This window comes from Marilutibacter chinensis (genome assembly GCF_021725675.1).
In the GTDB taxonomy this organism is placed as follows: Bacteria; Pseudomonadota; Gammaproteobacteria; order Xanthomonadales; family Xanthomonadaceae; genus Marilutibacter; species Marilutibacter chinensis.
Map to the genome: position 1 here is coordinate 876,967 of NZ_JAKJPO010000001.1, position 20,649 is coordinate 897,615.

The 20,649-nt window shown below is 69.5% G+C and carries 20 protein-coding genes and 1 tRNA gene; 18 read left to right on the top strand and 3 right to left on the bottom strand.

Features of this window, described 5'->3' with window-relative positions; translation table 11 throughout:
- Window positions 1-4 precede the first annotated feature (4 nt).
- Window positions 5-80: transfer RNA gene (locus L3V18_RS03825), tRNA-Glu, on the top strand.
- Between the two features lie 353 nt (window positions 81-433).
- The gene (gene fdxA / locus L3V18_RS03830) at window positions 434-757 is read left to right on the top strand and encodes a ferredoxin FdxA (RefSeq protein WP_237053267.1); all 324 of its coding nucleotides are present in this window, start codon (window positions 434-436) and stop codon (window positions 755-757) included.
- A gap of 114 nt (window positions 758-871) precedes the next feature.
- Here fdxA and L3V18_RS03835 read toward each other — a convergent pair whose 3' ends face one another.
- Window positions 872-1,381 (bottom strand): hypothetical protein, encoded by a 510-nt coding sequence (locus L3V18_RS03835; RefSeq protein WP_237053268.1) that lies wholly within the window; start codon window positions 1,379-1,381, stop codon window positions 872-874.
- A gap of 35 nt (window positions 1,382-1,416) precedes the next feature.
- Window positions 1,417-2,322, bottom strand: a complete 906-nt coding sequence (dapA, locus tag L3V18_RS03840; RefSeq protein WP_237053269.1) for a 4-hydroxy-tetrahydrodipicolinate synthase — start codon at window positions 2,320-2,322, stop codon at window positions 1,417-1,419.
- A 197-nt stretch (window positions 2,323-2,519) separates the two neighbouring features.
- On the opposite strand from dapA, the gene L3V18_RS03845 reads away from it, so the two are divergent.
- The 6 genes from L3V18_RS03845 to L3V18_RS03870 all read left to right on the top strand — a co-directional run bounded on the left by L3V18_RS03845 (window position 2,520) and on the right by L3V18_RS03870 (window position 7,534).
- Entirely contained in the window at window positions 2,520-3,080 is a 561-nt protein-coding gene (locus L3V18_RS03845; RefSeq protein WP_237053270.1) for a glycine cleavage system transcriptional repressor, read from the top strand.
- Window positions 3,081-3,097: 17 nt separating this feature from the next.
- Window positions 3,098-3,595 (top strand): peroxiredoxin, encoded by a 498-nt coding sequence (locus L3V18_RS03850; protein ID WP_237053271.1) that lies wholly within the window; start codon window positions 3,098-3,100, stop codon window positions 3,593-3,595.
- A 112-nt stretch (window positions 3,596-3,707) separates the two neighbouring features.
- Window positions 3,708-5,120: a PhoH family protein gene (locus L3V18_RS03855; protein WP_237053272.1), complete on the top strand. Its 1,413-nt coding sequence runs from the start codon at window positions 3,708-3,710 to the stop codon at window positions 5,118-5,120.
- Window positions 5,121-5,181: 61 nt separating this feature from the next.
- Window positions 5,182-5,862 carry a YoaK family protein gene (locus L3V18_RS03860; RefSeq protein WP_237053273.1) on the top strand — a complete coding sequence of 227 codons (681 nt, stop codon included), beginning with the start codon at window positions 5,182-5,184 and terminating at the stop codon, window positions 5,860-5,862.
- The gene (gene thiD, locus L3V18_RS03865; RefSeq protein WP_237053274.1) at window positions 5,859-6,674 is read left to right on the top strand and encodes a bifunctional hydroxymethylpyrimidine kinase/phosphomethylpyrimidine kinase; all 816 of its coding nucleotides are present in this window, start codon (window positions 5,859-5,861) and stop codon (window positions 6,672-6,674) included. Before L3V18_RS03860 ends, thiD begins: the two co-directional genes overlap by 4 nt.
- A complete protein-coding gene (locus L3V18_RS03870) occupies window positions 6,671-7,534 on the top strand; it encodes an alpha/beta hydrolase family protein (RefSeq protein ID WP_237053275.1) in 864 nt (287 codons plus the stop codon). Before thiD ends, L3V18_RS03870 begins: the two co-directional genes overlap by 4 nt.
- A gap of 24 nt (window positions 7,535-7,558) precedes the next feature.
- On the opposite strand, the gene galE is transcribed toward L3V18_RS03870, so the two are convergent.
- Window positions 7,559-8,611, bottom strand: coding sequence for a UDP-glucose 4-epimerase GalE (gene galE / locus L3V18_RS03875; protein ID WP_237053276.1), 1,053 nt, complete (start codon window positions 8,609-8,611; stop codon window positions 7,559-7,561).
- 243 nt (window positions 8,612-8,854) lie between these two features.
- Here galE and L3V18_RS03880 point away from each other — a divergent pair, with 243 nt between their 5' ends.
- The 10 genes from L3V18_RS03880 to L3V18_RS03925 all read left to right on the top strand — a co-directional run bounded on the left by L3V18_RS03880 (window position 8,855) and on the right by L3V18_RS03925 (window position 20,649).
- Window positions 8,855-10,108, top strand: a complete 1,254-nt coding sequence (locus L3V18_RS03880) for a nucleotide sugar dehydrogenase (protein ID WP_305068965.1) — start codon at window positions 8,855-8,857, stop codon at window positions 10,106-10,108.
- 173 nt (window positions 10,109-10,281) lie between these two features.
- Window positions 10,282-11,289 carry an NAD-dependent epimerase gene (locus L3V18_RS03885; protein WP_237053277.1) on the top strand — a complete coding sequence of 336 codons (1,008 nt, stop codon included), beginning with the start codon at window positions 10,282-10,284 and terminating at the stop codon, window positions 11,287-11,289.
- A gap of 75 nt (window positions 11,290-11,364) precedes the next feature.
- Window positions 11,365-11,997 (top strand): XrtA/PEP-CTERM system exopolysaccharide export protein, encoded by a 633-nt coding sequence (locus tag L3V18_RS03890; protein WP_237053278.1) that lies wholly within the window; start codon window positions 11,365-11,367, stop codon window positions 11,995-11,997.
- A complete protein-coding gene (locus L3V18_RS03895) occupies window positions 11,994-13,568 on the top strand; it encodes an XrtA system polysaccharide chain length determinant (protein ID WP_237053279.1) in 1,575 nt (524 codons plus the stop codon). The genes L3V18_RS03890 and L3V18_RS03895 overlap by 4 nt, the downstream gene beginning before the upstream one ends.
- A gap of 8 nt (window positions 13,569-13,576) precedes the next feature.
- Window positions 13,577-14,323 (top strand): P-loop NTPase family protein, encoded by a 747-nt coding sequence (locus L3V18_RS03900; RefSeq protein WP_237053280.1) that lies wholly within the window; start codon window positions 13,577-13,579, stop codon window positions 14,321-14,323.
- A 186-nt stretch (window positions 14,324-14,509) separates the two neighbouring features.
- Window positions 14,510-15,745, top strand: a complete 1,236-nt coding sequence (locus L3V18_RS03905; RefSeq protein WP_237053281.1) for an outer membrane beta-barrel protein — start codon at window positions 14,510-14,512, stop codon at window positions 15,743-15,745.
- A 141-nt stretch (window positions 15,746-15,886) separates the two neighbouring features.
- Window positions 15,887-17,041 carry a glycosyltransferase family 2 protein gene (locus tag L3V18_RS03910; protein ID WP_237053282.1) on the top strand — a complete coding sequence of 385 codons (1,155 nt, stop codon included), beginning with the start codon at window positions 15,887-15,889 and terminating at the stop codon, window positions 17,039-17,041.
- Window positions 17,038-18,270: a glycosyltransferase gene (locus tag L3V18_RS03915; protein WP_237053283.1), complete on the top strand. Its 1,233-nt coding sequence runs from the start codon at window positions 17,038-17,040 to the stop codon at window positions 18,268-18,270. The genes L3V18_RS03910 and L3V18_RS03915 overlap by 4 nt, the downstream gene beginning before the upstream one ends.
- Window positions 18,260-19,438, top strand: a complete 1,179-nt coding sequence (locus L3V18_RS03920; protein WP_237053284.1) for a glycosyltransferase family 4 protein — start codon at window positions 18,260-18,262, stop codon at window positions 19,436-19,438. The genes L3V18_RS03915 and L3V18_RS03920 overlap by 11 nt, the downstream gene beginning before the upstream one ends.
- Window positions 19,435-20,649 (top strand): glycosyltransferase, encoded by a 1,215-nt coding sequence (locus L3V18_RS03925; RefSeq protein WP_237053285.1) that lies wholly within the window; start codon window positions 19,435-19,437, stop codon window positions 20,647-20,649. The genes L3V18_RS03920 and L3V18_RS03925 overlap by 4 nt, the downstream gene beginning before the upstream one ends.

Below are 20,649 nucleotides of genomic sequence, written 5' to 3' on the forward strand. Positions count from 1 at the left end.
CATTGCTCCCTTCGTCTAGAGGCCTAGGACGTGGCCCTCTCAAGGCTAAAACAGGGGTTCGAATCCCCTAGGGAGCGCCAATTCCAAAGGCCCGTGTCGCCAGGCACGGGCCTTTTCCTTTGCGGCACACGCCCTGGGGGATCTGAACGGTTCGACAGATTCGTCAGCAACGAATCCGGACAGCCGCAGGCTGCCCGAAGGGCGCGCCACCGGGATGTGCCGCGTCCATCCCCTGGGTAGCCTGTTCCGAAGGCCCACGCCAGCAGGCCGGGGCCTTTTTCCTTGCATCGCGCCTATCGGCGTCGCACGCTGCAGCCGTCAGGGCAGCTCCCTTCTCGGCCGCGGGTGGACAAACGCGCCCCGGGCCGGCACGAGTATGGGCTTCCCCGGCAGCGGCCGATAGAATGACCGGCGCATCTCCAAGGAATCCGCCATGCCCTTCGTCGTCACCGAGAACTGCATCAAGTGCAAGTACACCGACTGCGTCGAGGTGTGCCCGGTCGACTGTTTCCACGAGGGCCCGAACTTCCTGGTGATCGACCCGGACGAGTGCATCGATTGCACGTTGTGCGAACCGGAGTGCCCGATCAATGCGATCTACCCCGAGGACGACGTACCGGCCGGGCAGGAAGCATTCGTCGCCCTCAACGCCGAACTGTCGCAGGCGTGGCCGGTGATCACCGCGCGCAAGGAGCCGCTGCCGGACGCCAAGGACTGGGAAGGCAAGCCGGACAAACTGCCGCTGCTGGAACGCTGAGCGCGGCCACGCCACTCCGCGCCCGATCAACGAAAAAGGGCGTCGATCGACGCCCTTTCCGCGCACGCCGCCGACCCGGCCCGCGCCTGCCGGCCGGTGCGCGGACGCAGCTCGTCATTGCCCGCCCAACGCCTCCTGCAGCGAGCGGACCAGCTGGGCCGGAGCATCGCCCGAGGCCGGTACCCCGCGCGGGTCGACCGCCGACACGTAGGCGCCGCCTTCGGTGTCGCTGACCCGGACCAGGAAGTTGCTGCCCTGGTAGTTGACGTCGTACGCGCCCAGCAGCTGTGCGCGGCTGACGATGGTGACGCCCTCGATCCTCTCCAGCGCCTCGCCGATCCGCGCGAACACCTCGTCGCGGCTGCCCTGGGCGTTGAAGCCGAGTGCCGACGCCGCGCCGGCGCGGCGGGCCTCGATCACCGAGCTGGCGGTCACGCTTCCGCCGGCCTGGGTATCGTCGGCCGACGGCAGCGGCGGCGGCACCTCCAGCGGCCGGTCGGCCGGATCCGCGGCGTACAGGTCGTCGCCCTTGCGGAACCAGCTGCAGCCCGCGGTCGCGACCAGGGCGGTCGCCAACGCAGCGGCCAGTGCGGCGCGGGAAATCATCGGGAAGCGTGAAATCATGGAACTCTCCGGAAAGGCCGTCGGCGACGACCGGGTCAGGCCGCGAGCGACTTGCGGCATTCGTCCTCGATCCCGCGGATCGTGGCCAGCATGGCGGTCGCCGCATCGCGATGGCGCTCCGACAATACCTGCAACGGCAGCCGCAGATCATGGCCGATCCCCTGCAGCGCCAGGAGGGCCTTGACCGGGGTCGGATTGGGTTCGATGCCGAGGAAGGCATAGACCTCCTGCAGACGCGCATCCCAGGCGCGGGCCTTGTCGCCCTGCCCGCCCAGGGCGAGGTTGCACAGGTGGCGGAACGTTGCCGGCACCACATTGGAGGCGACCGAGATCACGCCACGCGCACCGGTGAGCATCGCCCGGCATGCGGTCGGATCGTCGCCGCTGAGGACGGTGAAATCGCGGTCCTGCAACCCGAGCAGGGCCTGCATGCGCTCGGGCTCGCTGCGCGCTTCCTTGATCGCGACGATTCGCGGATGTCCTGCCAGCTCGGCGACCGTCTCCGGCAGCAGGTCGCAGCCGGTCCGCGACGGGACGTTGTAGAGCACGATCGGCAGCGCGCCGTCGTCGGCGATCGCGCGGTAATGGGCGACCAGGCCGGCCTGGGTCGGACGCACGTATGGCGGCGTCACGACCAGTGCGGCATCGGCGCCGAGCGCGGCGGCACGGCGGGTCTGCTCGATGGTCTTGGCGGTATTCGGCTGCCCGGTCCCGGCCAGCACCGGCACCCTGCCGGCGACGAACTCGACCGCGCTGCGCAACAGCAGGTCGTACTCCGCGTCGTACAGGGCCGCGGCCTCGCCGGTCGAGCCGGCGGCCACGAGGCCCTGGCTGCCCTGCTCGAGCTGCATCGAAAGCAGCCTGTGCCAGGCGTCGAGATCGAGTTCGCGTGCGACGTCGAAGGGCGTCGCCAGCGCGGTGATGCTGCCGGATAGTTGCAAGGGGGGACCTTTCGGAATGACGGGCACGGCGTGGCGGACGGTGATGCGCGCACGGCTGCGCAGGCGCAGAGCCGATGTTACTTGCGGCGCGAAAGCGCGGGCAAGTATGCTGGCCGCAGGCGGCTGGTCCCTGAACGGGCCGACCGCGACACGCATCACCCGTCACATCCGTCTCCAGTTCCAGCGCAGGCGCCGCCTTGACCGATTCCGCTCCCCGGCCGTCGCCGACGGAAAACCACCTCCTGATCAACGCCTATACGACGCATCCGGAGTCGCCGCTGCTGTCGGTGACACGCCGGATCAGCGACAGCGGCTGCAACCTCGTCGACGCGCGCCTGGCGACCGTCGGCCGCGACGTGTCGGTGACCGCACTGGCGGTGGGCTCCTGGGACGCGGTGGCCAAGCTGGAGGCGATGCTGACCCGGCTCGAGCGCGAGGAAGGGCTGAAACTGGTCTGGTACCGCACCGGCGCCAAGCAGATCCAGTCGAACCTGCTGCCCTATGTCGTGGAGGTGGTCGCCGCCGACAAGCCCGGGATCCTGTTCCAGCTGGCGGATTTCTTCGACCGCCAGGGCATCACCATCGAGAGCCTGCACTGTTCGCGCTATCGTGCGATGCAGACCGGCGCGGACATGTTCTCCGCCCAGGTCACCATCGGGGTGCCTGCGAACATGCACATCGCAGCGCTGCGCGACGATTTCCTGGAGTTCTGCGACCACCTGAACCTCGACGCCATCATGGATCCGATGAAGTTCTGACCGAGGCGATCAAGTACATGGCCGAAGACGGCAAGAAACTCCCCGCCAAGACACTCAAGCTGCCGCTGGCCCTGTCCGGCGGCGACAGCGCCACCCTCGGCGACTTCGTCGGCCAGGGGCATGCAGGTCAATGGCTTGTCCTCTACTTCTACCCGAAGGACAGCACGCCGGGCTGCACCACCGAAGGGCTGGACTTCAACGCGCTGCTGCCGGAGTTCGAACGATCCAGCGCCGCCGTGCTCGGCGTCTCGCGCGACTCGGTGCGTTCGCACGACAGCTTCTGCGCCAGGCAGGGCTTCAGGTTTCCGCTGGTCAGCGACACCGACGAGGCGCTGTGCAAGGCCTTCGACGTGATCAAGCCGAAGAAGCTGTACGGCCGCGAGTACGTCGGCATCGAGCGCAGCACCTTCCTGATCTCCCCCGAGGGCGTCATCGCCCAGTCATGGCGCAAGGTGAAAGTTCCCGGCCATGCCCAGGCCGTCCTCGACGCACTCAAGGCTGCCCAGACGCAGTGACCCGCCCCGCCCGCCCGATCCGACGCCGTCCCGCCCCGCGGGCCACGGCGGCTTTGCCCTGTCCGCCGCCAGGCGGAGCCGTCCGTCCCCGCCCCACCCCCAGGAAGCCCGAATGACGCGAAGCAAGCGCATCTACGTGCTCGACACCAATGTCCTGATGCACGACCCGACCGCCCTGTTCAAGTTCGAGGAGCACGACGTGTTCCTGCCGATGCAGGTCATCGAGGAGCTCGACAACGGCAAGAAGGGCACCTCCGAGGCCAGCCGCAATGCGCGCCAGGTCAGCCGCTTCCTCAACGAGCTGATCGAAGCCCAGGGCGGCAAGGGCAACCTGCACGAAGGCATCGTCCTCAGCCGCCCCAACGGCCTGCAACTGCGCGGCGAACAGAGCAGCGGTCGGCTGCTGTTCCAGACCGACAACTTCGACGCCGGCAAGCGCTTCGGCGCGGTGATCCCGGACAACGCGATCCTCGGCGCGATCCTGGCGTTGAAGGAGGCGCAGCCTGAAGTGCCGGTGGTGTTCGTCTCCAAGGACATCAACCTGCGGATCAAGGCCTCGATCGCCGGCATCGCATCGGAAGACTACGAGAACGATCGCGCGCTCGACGACTTCAGCCTGCTCTACGCCGGCGCGACCGCGCTGCCCGAGGACTTCTGGCAGCGCAACGGCAAGCACCTGAAGTCGTGGACCGAGAAGGGCCGCACCTACTACGAGATCGCCCGCCCCGAGCCCGGCGACGGAGAGGACCCCTGGTACCCGAACCAGTTCCTGTACCTGCCCGGCGACGACGAGTCGGAAATGAAGGTCCTGCGCATCGGCGACGACAAGGTGGTGCTGCAGATCGTCGACGACTTCCGCCACAGCCAGCACGCGGTCTGGGGCATCACCGCACGCAACCGCGAACAGAACTTCGCGCTCAACGCGCTGATGGACCCGGAGATCGACTTTGTCACCCTGCTCGGCACCGCCGGCACCGGCAAGACCCTGCTGGCGCTGGCCGCCGGCCTGGCGCAGACGATGGACCAGCAGCGCTACCGCGAGATCATCATGACCCGCGCGACGGTCAGCGTCGGCGAGGACATCGGCTTCCTGCCCGGCACCGAAGAAGAGAAGATGACCCCATGGATGGGCGCGCTGACCGACAACCTGGAGGTGCTCACCCACAACCAGGACGGCGGCAGCTGGGGTCGCGCGGCGACCAACGACCTGCTGGCGTCGAGGATCAAGATCCGCTCGTTGAACTTCATGCGCGGGCGCACCTTCCTCAGCCGCTGGCTGATCCTGGACGAGGCGCAGAACCTGACCCCGAAGCAGATGAAGACGTTGATCACCCGCGCCGGCCCGGGCACCAAGATCGTCTGCCTCGGCAACGTCGAACAGATCGACACCCCGTACCTGACCGAGACCACCTCCGGCCTGACGTATGCGGTCGATCGCTTCAAGCACTGGGAGCACAGCGCCAGCGTGACCCTGCGCCGCGGCGAGCGCTCGCGGCTGGCCGACTACGCATCCGAAGTGCTGTGAGCGCACGGCGCACGGTCGCGAGCGTGCCGAAGGTCGGCCCGAGGGCCGGCTCTCCGACGCCATGATCTCGCGGCTGCCGGCCTGGGTATGGCTGGGCGCCGGCAGCCTGGCCGTGGTCGCCGGCATGGTCAACGTGGTCGGTTACCTGGGCTTCGAGCACCAGGCGATCACCCACCTCACCGGCACCACCAGCCTGCTCGGCGCGGCGCTGGCCGAGGGCGACGGCCGCAACGCGCTGCGGCTGTCGCTGATGGTGGCCGCGTTCGTCGCCGGGGCGGTGCTCAGCGGCATCATCATCCAGGACAGCACCCTGCGGCTGGGACGCCGCTACGGCGTCGCGCTGATGATCGAAGCCGCATTGCTGGCCCTGGCGGTACCGCTGCTGCACCGTCACCAGATGGCCGGCGCCGCACTGGCGGCCGGTGCCTGCGGGCTGCAGAACGCGATGACCGCCACCTACTCTGGCGCCCTGGTGCGTACCTCGCACCTGACCGGGATGTTCACCGACCTCGGCGTCTTCCTCGGCCACCGCCTGCGCGGGATGCCGTCCGACCAGCGCCGGCTGTGGCTGTGTCTGGTGATCATCGTCGGCTTCCTGCTCGGCGGCGTGGCCGGCGCGATGCTGTTCCGGCACCTGGGCTACGACACGCTCTATCTGCCTGCCGCGCTGACCGGATCGACCGGCATCGCCTACGTCGGCTATCGCCTGCTGCGCGGGGGAACGGGCACACTGTCGTCATGACTCCCGACCAACGCCCTGCCAGCGTGCTGACCATCGCCGGCTCCGACTCCGGCGGCGGCGCCGGCATCCAGGCCGACCTGAAGACCTTCGCCGCGCACCGCGTGCATGGACTCAGCGCGCTCGCCGCACTGACCGCCCAGCACACCCGCGCCGTCACCGCGGTGGAGGTACCGCCGACCGCGTTCCTGCGGGCCCAGATCGATGCCTGTTTCGACGACTTCCGGGTCGAGGCGGTCAAGCTCGGGATGCTGGCGAACGCGGCCGTCATCCATGCCGTCGCGGACGCGCTGGAATCGTACCGTCCCGCACGCGTCGTGCTCGATCCGGTGATGGTCGCGACCTCGGGCGCCAAGCTGCTGGCCGACGACGCTCTCGATGCGCTGCGCACCCGGCTGCTGCCGCTGGCCAGCGTGGTCACCCCCAACATCCCCGAAGCCGAACTGCTGCTCGGCCATCCGGTCGCCGACGCGGCCGCCGCCGAATCGGCGCTGGCCGAGTTCATCGACGACCTGGACGCGCGCGCGGTGCTGCTCAAGGGCGGCCACCTGGATCGCGACGAACTCGTGATCGACCGCTACCGGGACGGCGACCGCATCGCCCGGTACAGCCACCCGCGGCTGGATCTCGACGCCCATGGAACCGGTTGCACGCTGGCTTCGGCGATCGCCGCGCGGCTGGCGCTCGGGCACGCGCTGCCAGAAGCCTGCGAACTCGCCGCCGACTACGTCCATCGGGCCCTGCGCGGCGGCTATCGGCCCGGCCGCGGCGCAGTACTGGTGCTGGACCACTTCGGCGCGGCGGAGGCGGCATGAGCGCGATGCCTGGTTCCGCGCCCGCCATCGAACTGCCCTGCGAAGCCGCCGACGGCCATCGCTGGTCGCTGCTGATCCATCGCCCCGCCGGAACCCCGCGAACGGTACTGACCTGGCTGCCGGCGCTGGGCGTGGCCGCGCGCCACTATCAGTCCCTTGCCGAGGCACTTGCCAAGCGCGGCGTCGCAACGGCGATCCACGAATGGCGCGGCAGCGGCAGCAGTTCGCTGCGCCCGGACAGGCACACCGACTGGGGCTACGCACAGCTGCTCGCCACCGACCTGCCCGTCACCGAAACGGCGGTGGCCGGCGCGTTCCCCGACATCGGACGCACCCTCGGCGGGCACAGCCTGGGCGGACAGCTGGCCTGCTGCAGGCTCGGCATGGTACCCGCCGTCGCCGACCGGCTGTGGCTGGTGGCCAGCGGCTCGCCGTACTGGCGCGCGTTCCCGCCTCCGACCCGGTGGTGGCTGCCGTTGGCCTACCGCTTCCTGCCGTGGCTGGCCGAAGCCCGCGGCGCGCTGCCCGGCCGCCACATCGGTTTCGGCGGCGAAGAGGCGCGCAGCCTCATCGGCGACTGGGCGCGCAGCGCGCTGAGCGGTCGCTACCGGGCACGCGGCCTGGAGGCCGATCTGGAAGCGGGCATGGCCGCACTGGCGCCGAGGGTCCGCACCGTCGCGTTCGCCCGCGACTGGCTGGCGCCGGAGTCCTCGCTGGACTTCCTGCTGTCCAGGTTCGGCCGTGCCGAGGTAAGCCACGCGCTGCTGGACTCGGCCGCGCTCGGCACCCGCGCCGACCACTTCGCTTGGATGAAGCAGCCGGCGGCGGTCGTCGAGGCATTGACCGCCGACGACGACTGAGCCGTTCCGGATGCGCTCGTCCCGTCAGGCGACCGCGGCACGCGCGCGCATCGCCGCGACCGCCCGGGTCCGGTAGCCGTCCGGATTGAGCGACTGCCAGCGCCAGGCGTCGCGGCACATCGCCTCGATGTCGAGCTCGGCACGCCACCCCAGCCGCTCCCGGGCGAGCGAAGGGTCGGCGAACACCTCGGCGACGTCGCCGGGGCGCCGGCCGACGATCTCGTAGGGGACGGGCCGGCCGCTGGCGGCCTCGAAGGCGTGCACCAGTTCCAGCACGCTGACACCGCGCCCCGTACCCAGGTTGACGGTCAGGCCGCCGCGGTCCCCTGCAAGATGATCGAGCGCATCGGCGTGCGCGCGCGCCAGGTCCATCACGTGCAGGTAGTCGCGCACGCCGGTGCCGTCGCGGGTGGGATAATCGCCGCCGAACACCTGCAGCCGCTCCCGCCGCCCGCCCGCGACCTGGCAGACGTAGGGCATCAGGTTGCCGGGAACGCCACCGGGCGCCTCGCCGATCAGGCCCGATGCGTGTGCGCCTACCGGGTTGAAATAGCGAAGGTTGGCGACCTGGAAGGCGGGATCGCCCGCCTCCACGTCCGCAAGCAACTGTTCGGTCACCAGCTTGGTGCGTCCGTAGGGATTGGTGACCCTGAGTTCGGCGTCCTCGCGTACCGGCACCGTGTCGGGCATTCCGTACACGGTCGCGGAGGAGCTGAACACCAGGCGCTTCACTCCCGCCGCCGCCATCTCCTGCAGCAGCGCGATCGCGCCGCCGATGTTGTTGTCGAAATACTCCAGCGGGCGTGCGCAGGACTCGCCGACCGCCTTGAGCGCGGCGAAATGGATCACCGCGTCGAAGCGGTTCCGCGCGAACACCCGGGCCAGGCGCGTGCGGTCGCGCAGATCGAGCCGCTCCACCGCGATCGGGCGTTCCAGCAGCAGCTCCAGCCGCGTCACCGCCTCGGGCGAGCTGTTGCGGAAGTTGTCGACGATGACCACGTCGTGGCCGCGCTCGATGAGGACCACGCAGGCATGGGCACCGATGTATCCCGCCCCTCCGGTAACCAGAACTCGCATCAGCGCCTCGACGGCTTGCCTGCCTGACCGGAACAACGCGAAAGACGCCGGCGACAGGAAAGGTTGCCGGAAATCCCCTGTTTCCCCGTTCGGTCCGTACAGAGCGACGACGCCGAGTCGTCGCGCGCATGCCATCGAGCTGCCTGCCGTCGATGGACATGCCCAGACCTTCCGCCGTCCGAACACTTCCGGAGACCTCAAGCATTTATGGATGCCCCGCTGCCGAAACCGGAGCAGATCCGGATGGCCGTCGTGGGTCTGGGATACGTCGGATTGCCGCTGGCCGTCGCGTTCGGCCGGCGTTGGCCGACCCTCGGCTTCGACGTCAATCTGGCCCGGATCAACGAGCTGGAACGCCACCACGACCACACGCTCGAGGTGACCCGGTCCGCCCTGCAGGAGGCGACCTGGCTCAGATTCAGCGCCGACGCGGGTCGCCTGCGCGACTGCAACGTCTACGTGGTGACCGTCCCGACGCCGATCGATGCCTACAAGCGTCCAGACCTGCGTCCGCTGGAGGCGGCCAGCCGCACGGTGGGCGAGGTCCTGTCGCATGGCGACGTGGTCATCTACGAATCCACCGTCTATCCGGGCGCGACCGAGGAGGTCTGCGTGCCGATCCTGGAGCGCGAATCCGGCCTGGTCTTCAATCGCGATTTCCACGTCGGCTACAGCCCGGAACGGATCAACCCCGGCGACCGGGAGCACCGGTTGGAGACCATCACCAAGGTCACCTCCGGATCGACCGCGGAAGCCGCGGACTTCATCGATGCGCTGTACGCGTCGATCGTCGGCGCGGGCACCCACAAGGCCTCCAGCATCCGCGTCGCCGAAGGCGCGAAGGTGATCGAGAACATCCAGCGCGACGTCAACATCGCCCTGGTCAACGAGCTGGCGCTGCTGTTCGACCGGCTCGGCCTCGATACCCAGGAGGTGCTGGCCGCCGCCGGCACCAAGTGGAACTTCCTGCCGTTCCGGCCCGGCCTCGTCGGCGGCCACTGCATCGGCGTGGACCCGTACTACCTGACCCACAAGGCGCAACAGGTCGGCTTCCATACCGACGTGATCCTGGCCGGACGCCGCACCAACGACGGCATGGGCCAGCACGTCGCCCGGCGCGTGGTGCGGCTGATCCAGAAGCACGACGGCCATCCGCCCAGCTGCCGCGTGCTGGTGCTCGGGCTGAGCTTCAAGGAGAACTGCCCGGACCTGCGCAACACCCGGGTGGTCGACATCGTCCAGGAGCTCGGCGAGTACGGGATCGGGGTCGACGTGCACGACCCCTGGGTCGATCCCGTGCAGGCCCGCCAGGAGTACGGGCTGGAACTGGTCGACGCACCGGGTCCGGCCGGCTACGACGCCGTCGTGCTGGCCGTCGCCCACCACCAGTTCGTCGCGATGGGCGCGTCCGGCCTGCGCGCTTTCGGCAAGCCAGGCACGCCACTGTTCGACGTCAAGGGCGTGCTGCCGGGAACCGAAGTGGACGGAAGGCTCTGACAGGCTGCCGGAAAGCGCACCCACGGTGCGTTTTCCGGATCGCGGGGCCGGGGCTGGCCCGGACCCGCTCGCGGCGGAGCAGGCGCTTGCGCGATGGCTCCGTCGACGCGGCCGTCGCCGGCCGCATCACCAGGCCACCCCCAGATGGGTTGCCAACCGGGAGAGACACGGACATGCGGGTTCTGGTCACCGGCGCCGCCGGGTTCATCGGTTTCCATCTCGCCCAGGCGCTGCTGGCACGGGGCGACGAGGTGCTGGGCTACGACAACGTCAACGACTACTACGATCCGCAGCTGAAGGAAGCGCGCCTGGCACGGCTGCGGACGCACGCGGGATTCGGCTTCATGCGTGCCTCGCTGGAGGACCGCGACTCGATCGAACGGGCCTTCGACACCTTCGCGCCCGAACGGGTCGTCCATCTTGCGGCACAGGCCGGGGTGCGCTATTCGATCGAGAATCCACGCGCATACATCGACAGCAACGTGGTCGGCTTTCTCAACGTGCTGGAAGGCTGCCGCCACCATCCGGTCGAGCATCTGGTCTATGCGTCTTCGAGCTCGGTCTACGGCGCCAACACCCGGCTGCCGTTCTCGGTCGACGACGACGTCGACCATCCGGTCAGCCTGTACGCGGCGACCAAGAAGTCCAACGAGCTGATGGCGCACACCTACAGCCACCTGTACGGCCTGCCGACCACCGGCCTGCGCTTCTTCACCGTATACGGCCCGTGGGGCCGGCCGGACATGGCGCTGTTCCTGTTCACCCGCAACATCCTGGCCGGGCGACCGATCGACGTGTTCAATCACGGCCATCATCGCCGCGACTTCACCTACATCGACGACATCGTCGAGGGCGTCGTGCGCACCCTGGACCGGGTGCCCGCGCCCGATCCCGGCTACGACTTCGCCCATGCCACGCCGGCCGCCTCGGCGGCCCCGTACCGCCTCTACAACATCGGCAGCGACCGTCCGGTCGAGCTGATGACCTACATCCGCCTGATCGAGGCATGCCTCGGCCGCCGCGCCGAATGCAACCTGCTGCCGCTGCAGCCGGGCGACGTGCCCGAATCCCACGCCGACGTCGGGGCGCTGCGTCGCGACGTCGGCTACGCGCCGACCACGCCTGTCGAGATCGGCATACGCCGCTTCGTCGAGTGGTTCCGGGAGTACTACGACGCCTGATCCGGACGTCCATCGCGACTGGCCGGGCCCGGCGTGCCGCTGCGTTGTCTATTGCTGAACAAGGGGAACGCCGTCATGCGCCAGATAACCGCACTGCTGCTGATCGTTTTCGTCCTGCTGCTGGGTGCCTGCGCCACCACGCCCGGCACCGGCTCCGGACCGCCGCCGGGCAGCGCGGCGACCGCCGTCGACGAATACCAGATCGGTGTCGACGACATCGTCCAGGTCACCGTCTGGCGCAATCCCGACCTCGGCATCACCGCACCGGTACGTCCAGACGGCATGATCTCGGTGCCGCTGATCGGCGATGTCCAGGCCGGCGGGCTGACCCCGAGCCGGGTCGCCGCCGACATCGGCCAGAAGCTCTCGGCCTACGTCCGCGACCCGCAGGTCGCGGTCATCCTCACCGACCTGCGCAGCCATGAATACCTGTCGCGGGTGCGGGTCACCGGTGCGGTGCGCCAGCCGGTCTCGATTCCGTACCGCCAGGGCATGACCGTCCTCGATGCGGTGCTGGCCGCCGGCGGGGTGACCGAGTTCGCCGCGGGCAACCGCAGCAGCCTTCACCGCAAGAACGGCAGGGGCGCGTACGACGCCTATCGCGCCTACGAGGTGCAGCTGGACGAGATCCTCAACGGATCGGACCTGAGCACCAACTACCCGGTGGCTCCCGGCGATGTGATCACCGTGGCCGAGCGCGCCCTGTGAGTACCGAACTCTCCGAATGGAGTGGAGGTGCCGCTCCCCGGCAGGGGCTGCAGCGCATCGGGCGCGTCTCCCCGGCCATCCCGCTGGCCGGGATGGCGCTGAAGGAAGGCCGGCGGCACCCGGTGCTGCTGGCCGCGGCATTCGCGGCGATCGCTTTCGTCGCGCTGATGATGGGGCTGTCCGCGCCGAAGAAATACACCGCCACCGCGACCGTCCGGGTACAGGAGGAAAGCATCATCCAGCCGCTGATGAAGGGCCGGGCGATGACCACGACGGTCGTCGACCATGCCGGCATCGCCCGCGAGATCGCCTTCGGCCAGCAGGTGCTGGACGGCGTCATCCGGGCCGGCGGCTGGCCGCACGAGGACATGAGCGCGATCGATGTCGATCGCCTGCGCGACCAGATCGTCGCCCGCACCGAGATCTACAACCCGCACCAGAACAACAACCTGATCAAGATCAGCTACGCCGACGTCGACGCGCAGCGGGCACAGCGCGTGGCCCAGCGGATCGCCGATTCCATCATCGCGGTGAATCTCAGGAGCAAGGCCGCCGAGAGCCGGACCGCCTACGAGTTCATCGATGCGCAGGCGCGCCAGTACGAGAAGGAACTGGGCGAAGCCGAAAGCGCACTGGCCGCGTACTACCGCCGACATCCCGAGGCGCTTCCGGGAACCAGCGAGATATCCAGCCGCCGGATCGGCGAACTGCAGCGCGAGACCGACCGTGCGCGGATGGATGCGATCGACCAGCGTGCGCAGGCCAGCGCACTGCAGTCGCACCTCGGCCGCGAGAACTCGCTCGGCGCCAGCGTCCGTGCGATCCAGATCCAGCAGCAGCTGGCGACGCTGCAGAAGGAACTGGACACGCTGGCCCTCAACTACACCGAACAGCATCCGGACATCCGCCGCATCCGCAACCAGATGGGCGATCTGCAGGCCGAGTTGCGGCGCGAGCGCAGCAATCCGACTCCGGCGATCGCTGCAGTGCCGGCCACCGCGACGCCGGCGTACAGCGACCTGCGCGCACGGCTGGCCGACGCCCGCAGCCGCAGCGCCGCATCCGCCGAACGGGTCGCGACCGCCGAGCGGCTGATCGCCGAAGAACGCCAGCGCAGCGAGCAGCTGGCGCTGATGGAAGGCGAGCTGGCCCAGCTCCAGCGCGATTACGACACCAGCAAGGTGCTCTACAACGACATGATCGAGCGGCGCGAGAACGCACGCATGTCGATGCTGCTGGACGCCGAGCACGGCGAACTGAGCTTCCGGATCCAGGAGGCGGCGGCGCTGCCGCTGCAGGCGACCGGGCTGCGTCTGATGTACGTGGCGCTCGGTGGACTGATGCTCGCGGTCGCGCTTCCGGTACTGGCACTGCTGGCCTGGGTCAAGCTCGACCCGCGCATCCGCACCGCTTCGCAGATCGAATCTTCTATCGGACTTCCGGTGCTTGGCTCGGTACCTATGAGCTACACGCCGTCGCGGACGGCCCAGGTGCGCAAGCGGCTGACGATCGCCGCGGCCCTGGTCGCCTCGGTGCCGCTGGCGTTCGCACTCGCGATGATCCTCAGGTAGACCCGCCCATGAACGACCCAGGTATCGCATCGTTGGAGCGCGACCTCCGTGAACGGTTCCAGCTTCCCGACAAGTCCGTCGGCCGGCCGGCGGAGACCAGCCTGCTCAGTCCCGAGCAACGTCGCGAGATCTCCATCATCTGCGCGTCGACCGCGCCGAGGGCGCAGGTCAACGCGTTCCGCAACCTGCGCACCCGGCTGCTGGCGATCGCCGGCGGACAGTCGATCACGACCGTCGTCGCGCCTGTCAGCAAGGGCAGCGGCGGCAGCTTCGTCGCCCGCAACCTGGCCGCGGCGATGGCGTTCGAGGAAGGACGCAACGCGCTGCTCGTCGACTGCGACCTGCAGGATCCGTCGCAGCACACCACGATGCGCATCGACGCCGGGAACGGCGGGCTGACCGACTACCTCGACGACCCGGTCGCCGACGTGGCCGACATCCTCTACGAGACCGGCATCGCCAGGCTGCGGCTGATCCCGGCGGGCACCGCGCCGCGGCCCGACAACGAGTATTTCACCCGCTTCAAGATGCGGTTGCTGATCGACTCGCTGAGCTACCGCTATCCCGACCGCTATCTGTTTCTCGACAGCCCGCCGGTTCTGGGTGCGCCAGATGCACGACTGCTGTCCCACCTGGCCGATGTCGTGGTGCTGGTCGCCGGGTATGGCCGCGACACGCCCGAGGCCATCGCCGAGGCCGCCGCCAACTTCGACCCCGGCAAGTTCGCGGGAGTCGTGTTCAACGAAGGCGTCTAGGGCGGTGGATCCCGGAACCGGCCGACGCGAGGGGGAATCATGACGGTGAACCCGCCATCTGAACGTGGCAGCCGCGGCCCTCGGACTGCGCGACCCACCACCGCAACCGCTTGCCCGCCCCCGGCGCGGGCCCGGAGCCTGGCTCCGCTCGCGCTCGCGCTGCTGGCCTGCGTGCCGGCCCGGACGATGGCGGTCGACCTCGACTACGAGATCGGCGTCGCGGTCAAGCGACAGGACAACATCGCACTGACCGCATCCGGCAGGGATCCGATATCGGAAACGGTGGTATCCCCGCGCGCCTACTTCGAGGCCCGGCAGGACGGTCCCCGCCTCAGGTTCGTCGGCCAGGGCGCGCTGGAGTACTTCGACTATCTCGACGACACCTTCTCCGACGAGACCCGCGCACGCTTCAACGGCCAGCTCGACATCGTCGCGATTCCCGACCGGCTGGAGTTCGTATTCCGGGATTACCTGAGCCAGCAACCGGTGGATCCGCTGGCTGCCTACGCGCCGGACAATACCCAGCAGATCAACGTGTTCGTCGCCGGTCCCACCCTGAAGGCGCGCTTCGGACCTGCGATGCGCGGCCAGCTGGACCTGCGCTACGCCGACAACCACGCCGAGGAAAGCGAAAGCTTCAATGGCAACCGCTACAGCGCCGCCGCGCGGCTCGCCCGCGACCTGTCTCCGACCCGCGAAATGTCGGTCAACCTGGCGGTGGTGGACGCGGACTTCGACCAGTCCGGCGACCTGCGCGACTACCGCCGCTACGAGGGTTTCGTCAATCTGACGAGCCGCCACGCGCGCATGGAAACCGATATCGACCTGGGCCATTCGCGGGTCGAGCTGGACGGCAGCGGCCGCGAGGATTCGACCGCGCTGGTACGTGCGTCGCTGGAATGGGAGCTGTCGCCGCGCAGCCTGATCGGACTGTCCGTCCGCCAACAGTTCACCGACAGCGGCGAGGACATGACCCGGCCGCTGGAGCTGGAGGAGATCCGGTTCAACGATTTCAACGTGCCCTACCTGGTGGAGCCCAGCGTATTCGAGGAACGCCAGCTCCGCGGACGCTACCGTTATCGCGGCGACCGCCTGAGTCTGCAGGCGATTCCCTATGCGCGACGCGTCCGCTATCTGGACGCCACGCTCGAGGACGAGAACCGGCGCGGCGTCATCGTCTCCGCCTCCTACAGACTGCGACCGCGCCTGACCGCGACCTTCTACGCGCTCAGGGAGAACCGCGAGTTCGTCGACATCGACCGTGAGGACGACGATTTCACCTACAGCATCGGCCTGGCCAACCGTTTCACCCGCCACTGGACCGGGCGCATCGACTTCCTGCACCAGGAACGCGACAGCAACGTCGACAGACGCAGCTTCGACAGCAATGCGGTCCTCGTCAGCCTGAGCTACCGGCGTTGATGCGAGGATGTCCGCGATGCGTGCCACGGACGCCCGCCTGCCAACCGGCCCGCTCCGCATCGGCCGGCCAGGCGATGCACGCCACATGACGGGCGTCAGCGCTGCCGGACGCGACCGGCGCGGGCGACCGGCGGTGGCACCATGACCGAACCGATGTTCTGGATGTCGGTCGCGGGCGTCGTGCTCGCCTATGCCGGCTACCCGGCCTACCTGGTCCTGCGACGGTCCCTGGATCCATGGCCGGTCGTCCCGCGTGCGTGGACTCCGCCGGTCGACGTGCTGCTGGTCGTGCACAACGCCGGGGATGCGCTCGAAGCGAAGGTCGCGAACCTGCAACGGCTCGACTATCCGGCGCAGCGCCTGACGGTCCACGTCGTCTGCGACGGGTGCACCGACGCCACCGCCGCCGTTGCCCGGCGGCTGGCATCGGGACGTGTCCGGGCAACCGTATTTGCGGAAAGACGCGGCAAGTCCGCCTGCATCGGCGACCTGCTGCCGACGCTGACCGGCGACGTCGTCCTGTTCGTGGACGTCAGGCAGACGCTCGCTCCCCACGCCCTGCGGGCACTGACCGCCGCGCTCGCGGATCCGTCGGTCGGCGCGGCGAGCGGGGAGCTGGTGATACGCGATCCCACCGGCTTCGCGGCCGGGGTCGACGCCTACTGGCGCTACGAGAAGGCGATCCGCCGGCTGGAAAGCGCCACCGGATCGATGGTCGGCGCGACCGGCGCCCTCTATGCGGCGCGACGGCAACTGATCGGTCCGGTGCCGCCGGGGCTGATCCTCGACGACATGTGGATCCCACTCTCGGTCGCCGACGCCGGCTACCGGATCGTCGCGGTCGATGACGCGATCGCGGTCGACCACGCACCTCCCGATCCCGCCGCCGAGGAGCGGCGCAAGCGCAGGACGCTGAGCGGCAACTACCAGCTGCTGCATCGGCTGCCTCGGCTGGCGCTGCCCGGTGCGCATCCGCTGTCGCTGCGGCTGTGGGGGCACAAGTGGTCGCGACTGCTGGTGCCGTGGCTGCTGGCCACCGCGCTCGCCAGCAGCGCACTGCTCGCGGCGGCAGGCAGCCGGCTGTATCTGACGCTGTTCCTGCTGCAGGCCGGCGCCTACGCTCTGGCGATCCTCGGTCGACGATCGGCGTGGCTCGCCGGCCGTTTTCCGCCGGCGCGCGTGGCCGCGGCGTTCCTGAGCCTGAACGCGAGCGCGGCTCTCGCACTCGGCGACTATCTGCGCAATCCACGGGCGCACCTGTGGCAGACCACCCGCTATCAGGAGAGCGGCCGATGAGTTCTCCCCGGCCGCTGACACGTGTCGTCTACGTCGTCTCGCTGTTTCCCTGCGTCTCGGAGACCTTCATCGCGCGCGAGATCGGAGCGTTGGTCGCGCATGGCGTCGATGTACGGATCATCTCGCTGAAGAATCCCTCGAAGGCACTCGTGCAGACCGGCTCGGCGGCACTGCTGGACCGTGTGCGCCACCCGTTGCCGTGGTACCGCGCCATGGCCGGCGTCGGCGCTGCGTTCGCGCATGCACCGGCCACGGTGCTGCGTGCCGTCGCGCTGGTCGTCGCCGACGGCTGGCGAAGACCGCTGGTCGCGTTCAAGTCGCTGGGGGCGCTGTTCCGCGCGTTCCAGCACGCCGGCTGGCTGGAGGATTTCGACCCGCAGGTGATCCACGCGCACTGGGCCACCTACCCCTCGACCGCCGCCTGGGCACTGGCGCACGTGCTCGACCGCCCCTTCAGCTTCACCTCGCACGCGCACGACATCTACGTGGAGAACCAACTGCTGGCGCACAAGATCGCCGATGCCGCACTGGCGGTGACGATATCCCGCTTCAACGTCGAATGGCTGAGCACGCGCGCGACGCCGATCGCGCGCGAAAAACTCAGGATCGTCCACTGCGGCGTCGACATGGAGAATTCGCCGTGGCGACCGGGAACGCGCGACACACGGACCGTCCTCGCGGTCGGCCGGCTCGATCCCGTCAAGGGCTTCGACACCCTGATCGGCGCGATCGCGCTGCTGGCGCGACGTGGCGTCGAAGTCGACTGCCGCCTCGTCGGAAACGGGCCGCTGTCCGATGCTCTGCAGCGTCAGGCCGCCGCCCTCGGCGTCGCCCATCGGATCGTGTTCACCGGTGCGCAACCGCAGGAACTCATCCGCGCGTGGATGAACTCCGCCACCGTGTTCGCATTGCCGTCGCAGGTGGCCGCAGACGGCAACCGCGACGGCATTCCGGTCGCGTTGATGGAGGCGATGGCCAGCGGCTGTCCGGTTATCAGCACCCGGGTCTCCGGCATCCCGGAGCTGATCGAGAACGGAGCCAACGGCCTGCTGGTCGAACCAGGCGATCCCGAAGCCCTCGCGGACGCGATCCAGCGCCTGGTCGAGGACGAGGCGCTGGGCGCCCGCCTCGCGCTGCAGGCACGCCGGCGCATCGAGGAGCAGTTCGACGCCCGCAAGGAGGCCGGCCGGCTGCACGCGCTGATGCAGGAGATCGCGCATGCCGCCTGAACGCATCCTCATCGTCACCGACGAGATGGAGGTCGGCGGCAGCCAGCGCCAGATCGTCCACCTGCTCGCCGGACTGGACCGGCAGCGCTGGCAGCCCGAGCTGCTGTTCTTCCGCAGTCCCTCGCGCCTGGTCGACGAGGTCCGCCGCCAGGGAATCGAAGTGCATCAGCTGCGCAAGCGCGGGCGGGTCGATCCGCTTTTCCTGCTTGCCTATGCCGCGTTGCTGCGCAGGCGCCGCTTCGCCCTCGTCCATGCGTTCTCGCTGACCGCCGAACTGTGGAGCACGATCGCCGCGACGATCGCCATGTCCCCGCGCCGGCGGCCCGCGCTGGTGGCCTCGGTACGGGGGCTCTACCTCGATGCATCGCACACCTTCTGGCGCATCAAGCGCTTCATCGCCCTGCGCAGCTGCGCGGTCGTCGCCAACGCGCAGGCATGCGCCGATGCGGCGGCGGCGGGTACCGGCGTCGAGCGCAGGCGCTTCGAGGTGGTACCCAACGGGATCCTGGTCGCGCCCCCGCTGGACGACTCCGCACGCGAACGGACCGAGCGCGGAATCGGCCGTCCGCCGGGGCGTCCGTTCGCGCTGTTCGTCGGGCGCCTGGTCGAGGTGAAGAACCTGCCCTGCCTGATTCGTGCGCTGGCCCGACTGCCCCGGGAACAGCGGCCATGGCTGGCGCTGGCCGGCGACGGCCCGATGCGGCCGAGGCTGGCGCAACAGGTCGCCGCGGCCGGCCTCAAGGCCGACGTCCGCTTCCTCGGCGAACGCGACGATGCCGTCGCGCTGATGCAGATCGCCGACATGCTGGTGCTGCCATCCTGGCAGGAGGGCATGTCGAATGCGGTGATGGAGGCGATGGCCGCGGGGTGTCCGGTCGTCGCTTCGGCGGTTGGCGGCAACGTCGAGCTGATCGATCCGGAGCGGACCGGGCTGCTGTTCGCCAGCGACGACGACGCCGAGCTGGCGCTGTGCCTGCAGCGCCTCGGCGGGCATCCCTCGCTGCGCCAGCGGTTGGCCGGCGCCGCGCGCGAGCGGATGCTGGCTACCCACTCGATCGCGAGGATGATCGCCGGCACCGGCCGCATCTACGAACGCTGCATCCGTCAGGTCCGGCCGGCCCCCGCCGGCGAAGGCGCTGCGCGCGCGGCCGCCAAGGGGGACGCGTGAGCGCGCGCATCTCCGACGGGCGCCGCCACGCGCCGCGCGTGCTGATGGTACTCGACGGTCCCTTCCCGTCCGATCGCGGCGGCGGCGCCGAGGCCCAGGTCGGCCTGCTGGCGGCGGCGATGCGAAAACGCCGGCAGCGCGTGACCGTGGTGACGCCGATGGCCGCCGGTGGGCCGATGACGCCGGTCTCGCGCGTCAACGGTGTGCCGGTCTGCCGTCTGCGCTATCCACGGATCCGCCGGCTGGGCGGACCCTGTCTGTGGCTGGCGCTGGCCGGCCTCCTGTTCGCCCGGCGTCGGCGCTACGACGTCTGCCACGTGCACGTCGCGCGCAGCCTGGCGGTCGTCTGCAGCCTGGTCGGGCCGCTGCTCGGCAAGCGCGTGGTGATCAAGGTGTCCGGCTCCTGGGATCTCGAACGCGGCGCGCTGGCACCGGACGCTCGGCTGCCCGGTCGCATCGCCCGCCTGTGCCTTCGGCGCGCGGATGCCTGGCAGGCGATCAGCCGGCGAATCGCGTCGACGCTGGCCAGTCGCGGCATGCCACCGGCGCGGATCGTCGCGATCCCCAATGCCGTGGACTGCGGCGCCATACGCGCGACGGCCGGGATCGCGTCGCGAAGCAATCGCTACGGCGACGGAACCCGGCTGGTGTTCGTCGGCCGCCTGGTCGAGGAGAAGGACCTGCCGACCCTTCTGGAGGCGTTCGCCGAAGCCTCGGCCGCCAGGCCGGCACTGCGGCTCGCCATCGTCGGGTCGGGGCCGTTGGCCGACGTCCTCGCCGCCCACGCCGATGCACTCGCGATCGCCGACCGGGTGGAGTTCACCGGCCACGTCGAGGACGTGCGGGCGATGCTTGCAGGCGCCGACTTCGGGGTGCTGCCGTCGCGCTTCGAGGGGCTCTCCAACGCGCTGCTCGAATGCATGGCGGCGCGGCTGCCGATGATCGCGAGCCGGATCAGCGGCAACGAGGACTTCGTCCGCGATCGCGAAAACGGCTGGCTGTTCGAGCCAGGCGACCGCGCCGGCCTGGTCGCCGCGCTGCTGTCAGCCACGGACACACCCGACGAAACGCGCCGCGCGATGGGCGCCCGCGCACGCGAGACCGTCCTGCGCCAGGCAGGCATCGATGCGGTGCTGTGCCGTCTGCGTGCCGTCTACGAAGGCCGTCGGGACGCCGTCTGCACGGCGGCGGACGTCGAGCGGAGCCACTGA

Bases quoted from the DNA above. Each gene is read 5' to 3' on its own strand.
- thiD (WP_237053274.1), top strand. From the start codon at position 5,859: ATGACTCCCGACCAACGCCCTGCCAGCGTGCTGACCATCGCCGGCTCC.
- L3V18_RS03910 (WP_237053282.1), top strand. From the start codon at position 15,887: ATGACCGAACCGATGTTCTGGATGTCGGTCGCGGGCGTCGTGCTCGCC.
- L3V18_RS03915 (WP_237053283.1), top strand. From the start codon at position 17,038: ATGAGTTCTCCCCGGCCGCTGACACGTGTCGTCTACGTCGTCTCGCTG.
- L3V18_RS03835 (WP_237053268.1), bottom strand. From the start codon at position 1,381: ATGATTTCACGCTTCCCGATGATTTCCCGCGCCGCACTGGCCGCTGCG.
- L3V18_RS03905 (WP_237053281.1), top strand. From the start codon at position 14,510: ATGGCGGTCGACCTCGACTACGAGATCGGCGTCGCGGTCAAGCGACAG.
- L3V18_RS03855 (WP_237053272.1), top strand. From the start codon at position 3,708: ATGACGCGAAGCAAGCGCATCTACGTGCTCGACACCAATGTCCTGATG.
- fdxA (WP_237053267.1), top strand. From the start codon at position 434: ATGCCCTTCGTCGTCACCGAGAACTGCATCAAGTGCAAGTACACCGAC.
- galE (WP_237053276.1), bottom strand. From the start codon at position 8,611: ATGCGAGTTCTGGTTACCGGAGGGGCGGGATACATCGGTGCCCATGCC.
- L3V18_RS03850 (WP_237053271.1), top strand. From the start codon at position 3,098: ATGGCCGAAGACGGCAAGAAACTCCCCGCCAAGACACTCAAGCTGCCG.
- L3V18_RS03900 (WP_237053280.1), top strand. From the start codon at position 13,577: ATGAACGACCCAGGTATCGCATCGTTGGAGCGCGACCTCCGTGAACGG.
- L3V18_RS03870 (WP_237053275.1), top strand. From the start codon at position 6,671: ATGAGCGCGATGCCTGGTTCCGCGCCCGCCATCGAACTGCCCTGCGAA.
- L3V18_RS03920 (WP_237053284.1), top strand. From the start codon at position 18,260: ATGCCGCCTGAACGCATCCTCATCGTCACCGACGAGATGGAGGTCGGC.
- L3V18_RS03860 (WP_237053273.1), top strand. From the start codon at position 5,182: ATGATCTCGCGGCTGCCGGCCTGGGTATGGCTGGGCGCCGGCAGCCTG.
- L3V18_RS03885 (WP_237053277.1), top strand. From the start codon at position 10,282: ATGCGGGTTCTGGTCACCGGCGCCGCCGGGTTCATCGGTTTCCATCTC.
- L3V18_RS03880 (WP_305068965.1), top strand. From the start codon at position 8,855: ATGGCCGTCGTGGGTCTGGGATACGTCGGATTGCCGCTGGCCGTCGCG.
- L3V18_RS03890 (WP_237053278.1), top strand. From the start codon at position 11,365: ATGCGCCAGATAACCGCACTGCTGCTGATCGTTTTCGTCCTGCTGCTG.